The sequence below is a fragment of the Streptomyces lushanensis genome (assembly GCF_001700515.1).
GTDB classification, from domain to species: Bacteria; Actinomycetota; Actinomycetes; order Streptomycetales; family Streptomycetaceae; genus Streptomyces; species Streptomyces lushanensis.
Window position 1 is genome coordinate 1 of the sequence record NZ_MAUD01000559.1, and the last position, 6,461, is coordinate 6,461.

A 6,461-nucleotide genomic window follows, 5' to 3' on the forward strand; every position below is an offset into this window, starting at 1 on the left:
GCGCTTCACCCAGATCCTGGGTGTCGCTCCGGGCAACAACCTCTACTGCTGAGGCTGTTCGGTCTCCGCGCCCGTGGCCTTCGGGCCGACGGGTGCGAGTGCGAAGGCCGGTCCGACGACCTCCGGGTCGCCGCTCCGGCCTTCGTGCCGTCCGGGCCCCTCCTCCCTGACCAGTTCGGCGTTGAACTGCGCACCGGCCAGCAGGGAGAGATTGGTGACCCAGAGCCACACGAGGAAGACGATGATCCCGGCGAGCGATCCGTACAGCCGGTTGTACGTCCCCGCATGTGCCGTGTAGAGCGCGAAACCGGCCGACGTCAGCAGCCAGAGCGCGACCGCGAGGACACCACCGGGCAGCGCGTGGCGCAGCCCGCGCCTGCCGGGCGGACCGGTACGGAACACCACCAGCACCAGAACCGCCGCCAGCGTCAGCAGCAGCGGCCACTTCAGCGCGTTCCACACCAGGCTCACCGTCGAGTCCATCCCCAGAACGCGCCCCAGCGAGGCCGCGACCTCACCGGTCAGCACGAGCGTGAAGGCACTGGTCACCAGCAGCGCCAGCAGGGCGAAGGCGGTGATCGCGATCCGCGGCGCCGTACGCCACGGCGGTCTGCGGTCGACGGTCCCGTACATGGTGTGCAGGGCCCGGCGGAACACGCCGAGATAGCTGGAGGCCGACCACACCGCGCCGACGGTGCCGAAGGACGCCAGCACCCAGGCCGCGGAGCGCTGTCGTGCCATCTCCTCCAGGGCGCTGTGGACCAGCACCCGGGACTGCGCGGGAACGAGGACCGTGATCTGACCCGCGAGCTGTCCGCTCGCACCGGGACCGGCGAGACCGATGGAGCAGACGGTGACCAGCAGCGCCGGGAAGATCGCCAGAACGGCGTAGTACGTCAGGGCGGCGGCCCGGTCGGTGGCGTCGTCCCGCCACAGGGCGAGCGGAGTACGGCGCAGCGCTCCGGGGATCCGTCCCGCCCCGGCAGATGAGGGGTCGTCAGGTACCGGTACCGCGGGACCGGGGGCCGGCGCGTTCACGGCCTTCCGCTCCACAGGCTCCCCCTCGCCGTCCCCTGAACGGCCCCGGTGCCCGGATTCCTCGGCGGACAAGCTGCCTCCCGCGTCGTCGCTGCTGTGCTGCCGGTGATCTTCCGGTCCCGGCCTACGGGACAACCCTTACCCTGCCTCATCCCTCCGCCGGCCTTCGCACCGCATCGCCGCCCTGCCGACCAGGAGCGTTCGCCCGCCGGATAACTGTTTGCCCACCGTCTCGTTGTGCCGGTCGGGGCGGCGGCCGGTCCTCGCACGCCCGCGTACCCGGAACGACCGTCCCGACACCGACGAGCGGAGGTCCCTTGTGCCAGACGGAACCCAGATGGAGCCGAGACCCGTCCCCGGACGCCGGCCCGGAGCGACGACGACCACCCCGCCGTCCGGCCGCCCCCGCGCCCGGCGCCATGTCCTGCGCGCGCTCTTCGGCCTCGGCATGGTCGCCGGTACGTCGGCGGCGCTGACGCCCGTCTTCAGGGCGGACCGCCGGGAGCCCGCAGGAGCGGACAAGGGGGCGGACGCGCCCGGCGGGGCAGAGGCGGTCGACGAGGTGTACCGAGGACGGCACATCCGGATCGGTGCCACGGGCAGCGCGTACACACTGCCCGGCGCGAGGTTCCTGGCCCTCTCGGCCCTCTCGCCGCTCCCTCCCGCGTCCACGCTCGACATCCGCATCGACGGCCGGCCGCTCCAGCTGATGAGGCGCGCGGACGGCAGCTATCTGAGCGCCGTCAACCACTACGAGTCCTTCCCGACCCCGCTGGCCGCGGCCCGCGCGGCCGTCGAGGACCTCGCCGGCGCGGAACTCTCGATCTCCGGACCGATCCACCACATCTGAACCCCGGAAGGGCCGCCACCGGTGTACACGAGAAAGAACCAGAGGAATCTGACCAGCGCGGAGCGCAGGGGCTTCGTCGGCGCCGTGCTGGAGCTGAAACGCAACGGGGAGTACGACGAGTTCGTACGGCAGCACATCGAGTTCTACGTCACCGACGGGGAGGACGGACTGCGCGCCGCGCACATGACACCCTCCTTCTTCCCCTGGCACCGCCGCTTCCTGCTGGAGTTCGAGCACGCGCTCCAGCGGGTCGACCCGAAGGTGACCGTGCCGTACTGGGACTGGACGACCGACAACACACCCGACGCCGGGCTCTGGTCCGAGGACTTCCTCGGCGGCAACGGCCGCCCCCGCGACCACCAGGTCATGACCGGTCCGTTCGCGTACGAGAGCGGACAGTGGACGATCACGAACGCAGTGACGGACCGGAAGTACCTCATGCGCAATCTGGGCCGGCCGTCGGCGCCGATCTCGCTGCCCAGCCACGACGAACTGGCCTGGGCGATGAATGAGCCGGTGTACGACGTGGAGCCCTGGGACTCCACCGCCTCTTCCGGGTTCCGCAACCGGCTGGAGGGCTGGCTGCCCGGCGGCGTCGAACGCTCGCGCAACCACAATCGCGTCCACCGCTGGGTCGGCGGGCATATGCTCGGTGCCTCCTCCCCGAACGATCCGGTCTTCTGGCTCCACCACTCCTTCGTCGATCTGCTCTGGGACCGCTGGCAGCGGCGCCATCCGAAGGCGGGCTATCTGCCGAGGGCGCGGCTGCGTCCCGACGATCCGCAGAGCGGACGCGTCATCAGCCTGGAGGAGCCCATGCCGCCGTGGGACGTCAGGACGTCCGAACTCCTCGACCACCGGGACCTGTACCGCTACGAACAGTGACGACGCCCGCCCCTCGGCGAGCTGTCCCAGCGGCTGCCGCGTACCGTCCCCGCGGTTCCGCCCGGCGGACGTGACGGCCCCCCGCGCGAACGCGGGAGGCCGTCACTCACCGGTCCCGCACGGCACCGGATCCGTGCACCCTTACCGTTGATCAGCCGCCGTAGCCACCATGGCCATGGGTCTTGCTCTGCATGCCCGAGATGTTGGCGCACTGGTTGCCGAACGCCGGGTTGAGCAGACCGACCAGGTCGATGGTGTTGCCACAGACGTTGACCGGGATGTGCAGAGGCACCTGGATGACGTTGCCGGACAGAACACCGGGCGAGCCGATCGCCGCCGCCCCGGCTTCGGCATCGGCAGCGGCCACACCGGCACCAGTGGCCAGCACGGCGCCCGTGCCGACGAGAACAGCGGTTGCCTTCGCGATACGCGACATCAAGTCTCTCCTTGGACGTTTGGGAGCGCAGCCGCACGATGTGCGGCCTTCACGCACTTCAACGCCGTGACTCACGCTCGGTAACGGACAACCAGCCATTCGGTGCCGCATCTTCCGGCCCGCGCGCGGACGCGGCTGACCCGGAGTCAGCCGGAGCGGCGGGACTGGAGTGTGGTGGCGTACTCCCCGCCCCGCGCCAGCAGCTCATGGTGGCTGCCCACCTCCACGATCCTGCCGCGGTCCATCACGATGATGCGGTCCGCGTTCCTGATGGTGGAGAGCCGGTGCGCGACCACGAAGACGGTTCTGCCCCGGACGAGATGCGTCAGCGCGTCCTGGATCAGTCCCTCCGAGCGGTTGTCGAGCGCCGAGGTCGCCTCGTCCAGCACCAGCACACGCGGATCCCTGATCAGTGCCCTGGCGATCGCGAGCCGCTGCTTCTGACCACCGGACAGCCGGGCGCCGCGCTGTCCCACCACCGTGTCGAGACCTTCGGGCAGCCGCTCGACGAACTCCATCGCGTGGGCGGCCAGCAGCGCCTTGCGCAGCGCGTCGTCGTCCGCGCCGCCCTCCAGACCGTAGGTGACGTTCTCCCGGATGGTCCCCTCGAACAGGATCGACTCCTGCGGTACGACGGAGAGGAAGCGCCGGTAGGTGCGCAGGTCCAGGGACGCCATGTCCGTACCGTCGAGCAGGATCCGGCCCTCCGTGGGCCGGATGAAGCCGATCAGCAGATTGAGGATCGTGGACTTGCCCGCGCCCGAGACCCCCACCAGCGCGATGGTCTCGCCGGGCTGTACCGACAGATCGAATCCGTGGACGGAGTGCTCCGTCGCGTCGGGATAGCGGAAGCCCGTTCCCTGGAAGTCGATCCGTCCCCCGACCCGCTCGACAAGCGCCTTGCCCTCGTTGCTCTCCAGGTCGGGCGCCTGGAGGACCTCACCGACCGAACGTACCGACTCCAGTCCCTTGGAGATGATCGGCGTCAGATTCATCAGTGTCGTCAGGGAGGCGGTCAGCGCGGTGAAGAAGGTGCTGATCATCACCACATCGCCGGCAGAGAGCCCCATCCAGCCGTAGTACGCCACGAGCGCCGAGCCGGAGAGACAGCCGACCGCCATGGTGTTGAGCAGAATCCAGGAGAGCGATCCGAAGCGGCCGTTGAGCACATCGAGCCGGAAGCCGGCGGTGAGTACCCGCTCCAGGGTGTTGTCGACACGGTGCAGTGCCGCGCGCTCCAGACCGTGCGCGCGGGTGATCGGTATGAGCGTGGTCATCTCGCCGACCCGCGACGAGAGCCGCTCGACCTCCAGCCGGAACTCCTCGTTGCTGCTCTGTATCCGGGAGCGCAGCCGGCGTACCAGCAGCGCCGCGAGCGGGACGACGACCAGGAAGACCGGCAGGACGACCGGGGTACGGAACCCGATCACCGCCAGTCCGCCCAGCAGCGTCATGATGGCGCCGAGCCCCATGTCGGCGCTCTGCTGGGTCATCGTCTCCACCGACTCGACGTCCCGTACGACCTTGGTCTGGAGCACCCCCGCGCTGACCCGGGCGTGGTAGCCGATCGACAGATACTGCATCCGGCGGCAGAGCGCCGAGCGCAGCTCACGCCCCATCCGGCGGATGCTGGCGCTCATCAGACGCGCGTACAGCAGGTGCAGCGGGAAGTTGAGCACGAGGACCAGCACCACGGCGCCCGTGTTGAGCCAGAGATGGGAGACGGGCCTGTGGTCCACGACCACATCGATGATGTTGGCCGTGATCAGGGGCAGCATCCAGACGGGGATGTGCTTGACGGCGAAGACCACGACGGCGAGCAGAAGCCTGCGGCGGTCGGGGCGGAAGAGGTAGGCGAGCGTGCGGAGCGGATGCTCCCCCGAGTAGTGGTGGTCCAGCGGGCTGGAACGCGGGGTTGATTCGGGATTCTGCATGGAGAGCAAGGTCCTCTTTCGAATGATGATCATATTAGACCTCGGCGTGCAGACACGCAGTCTCCTCCGACCGGCCCACGGTTCGGAAGCGCTTTCCGGGGCGCTTTCCGGTACGCGCCCCGGGAGCGGCCCGGCCTCCGGAACACGTGCCGACCACCCGTCAGGGCTTTCCCGGGGCGTGCGACGGCCCCATCGGTGAGATGGTGGCTCCATGGCTGATCGGGGTCGACCTCCGGCTGCCGTGTCACTGCCGGACGACTGGCCCGCCCGTCCGGATCTGAGCCTCGCGCTGAACCGCATGGGCGGCTTCGACTGGAATCTCGACAGCGGGCTGGTGCATCTGGACGGGCCCGCCCTCGACATCTTCGGCCTGCGGCGCGAGGAGTTCGACGGTGATCCGGACATGCTTCTCGCCCTGGTGCCGAGCGACGAGGCCGCGCGGCTGAAGAGCCTGATCGCGCGGGCACTCAAGGAGGGTCTGGCCTCCTACGGCGCGTACTTCCGGATCAGGCACCGTGACGGAACGCTGCACTGGACCCGCACCCAGGCGCACATCCGGCGCGAGTCGGGACGGCCCCCCAGAATCATCGGCATCGTACGGTCCGCCGAGCAGGAGCTGGCCGAGGCCGCCCTCAGGAGCGATGCGGACGAGGGCCGGCGCAGACTGACCGGAGTGGTCGGGCGGACCACCGAACTGCTGGCCCGCGCCTCCTCGACGGACGATGTCATCGCCGTCCTGAAGGACGGCGAGACGCTGGAGCATCTCCGGGCCGTCAGCGTGATGCTGGGCGTGATCGAGGGCGGCCGGATCCGGCTGGTCGCCGAGGGACGGCTCGGTTCCTACGTACCGGAGCTGCTCCACACCAGGATCGACGACCAGTTCCCGATGAGTGAGGTGGTACGCACCCAGCGGCCCCGCTTCATCACCTCACGCGAGGAGTTCCGCTCCGCCTATCCGCTCCTGTGGCCGCATCTCGAACCGCTCTCGGTCGGCTCCGGCGCCTATCTGCCGCTGATCGCGCAGGCCCGGCCGATCGGTGCCCTCGGTCTGCTCTACCCACGGCACGGCGCCTTCAGCGACGAGGAGCGCAATCTGCTGGTCGCCCTCAGCAGCGGAATCGCCCAGAGCCTGCAACGCGCCATGCTCTACGAACACGAGCACGATCTCGCCGAGGACCTCCAGCAGGCGATGCTCCCGCGCCATATCCCCGACATCCCCGGCGCGCGGACCGCCGTCCGCTACCGCTCGGCCCGTCTCGGCCGGAGCGTCGGCGGTGACTGGTACGACGTGCTTCCGCTGCCCGGCGGCCGGGTCGGG

The 6,461-nt window shown here is 69.7% G+C and carries 6 protein-coding genes; 3 read left to right on the top strand and 3 right to left on the bottom strand.

What is annotated here, in order from left to right:
* Positions 1-42: 42 nt before the first annotated feature.
* Positions 43-1,038: a YihY/virulence factor BrkB family protein gene (locus BFF77_RS31190; protein ID WP_245703940.1), complete on the bottom strand. Its 996-nt coding sequence runs from the start codon at positions 1,036-1,038 to the stop codon at positions 43-45.
* Positions 1,039-1,375: 337 nt separating this feature from the next.
* Here BFF77_RS31190 and BFF77_RS31195 point away from each other — a divergent pair, with 337 nt between their 5' ends.
* Together BFF77_RS31195 and BFF77_RS31200 are read left to right on the top strand one after the other, a co-directional pair.
* Positions 1,376-1,888 (top strand): tyrosinase family oxidase copper chaperone, encoded by a 513-nt coding sequence (locus BFF77_RS31195; protein ID WP_066956783.1) that lies wholly within the window; start codon positions 1,376-1,378, stop codon positions 1,886-1,888.
* 21 nt (positions 1,889-1,909) lie between these two features.
* Positions 1,910-2,773 carry a tyrosinase family protein gene (locus BFF77_RS31200; protein ID WP_066956786.1) on the top strand — a complete coding sequence of 288 codons (864 nt, stop codon included), beginning with the start codon at positions 1,910-1,912 and terminating at the stop codon, positions 2,771-2,773.
* Positions 2,774-2,924: 151 nt separating this feature from the next.
* Here BFF77_RS31200 and BFF77_RS31205 read toward each other — a convergent pair whose 3' ends face one another.
* Entirely contained in the window at positions 2,925-3,209 is a 285-nt protein-coding gene (locus BFF77_RS31205) for a chaplin (RefSeq protein WP_066956789.1), read from the bottom strand.
* Positions 3,210-3,355: 146 nt separating this feature from the next.
* On the bottom strand, positions 3,356-5,143 hold the full coding sequence (locus BFF77_RS31210) for an ABC transporter ATP-binding protein (RefSeq protein ID WP_066956792.1): 1,788 nt from the start codon (positions 5,141-5,143) through the stop codon (positions 3,356-3,358).
* 211 nt (positions 5,144-5,354) lie between these two features.
* Here BFF77_RS31210 and BFF77_RS31215 point away from each other — a divergent pair.
* A partial coding sequence (locus tag BFF77_RS31215) for a PAS domain-containing protein (RefSeq protein ID WP_141698586.1) occupies positions 5,355-6,461 on the top strand: 1,107 nt, incomplete at its 3' end.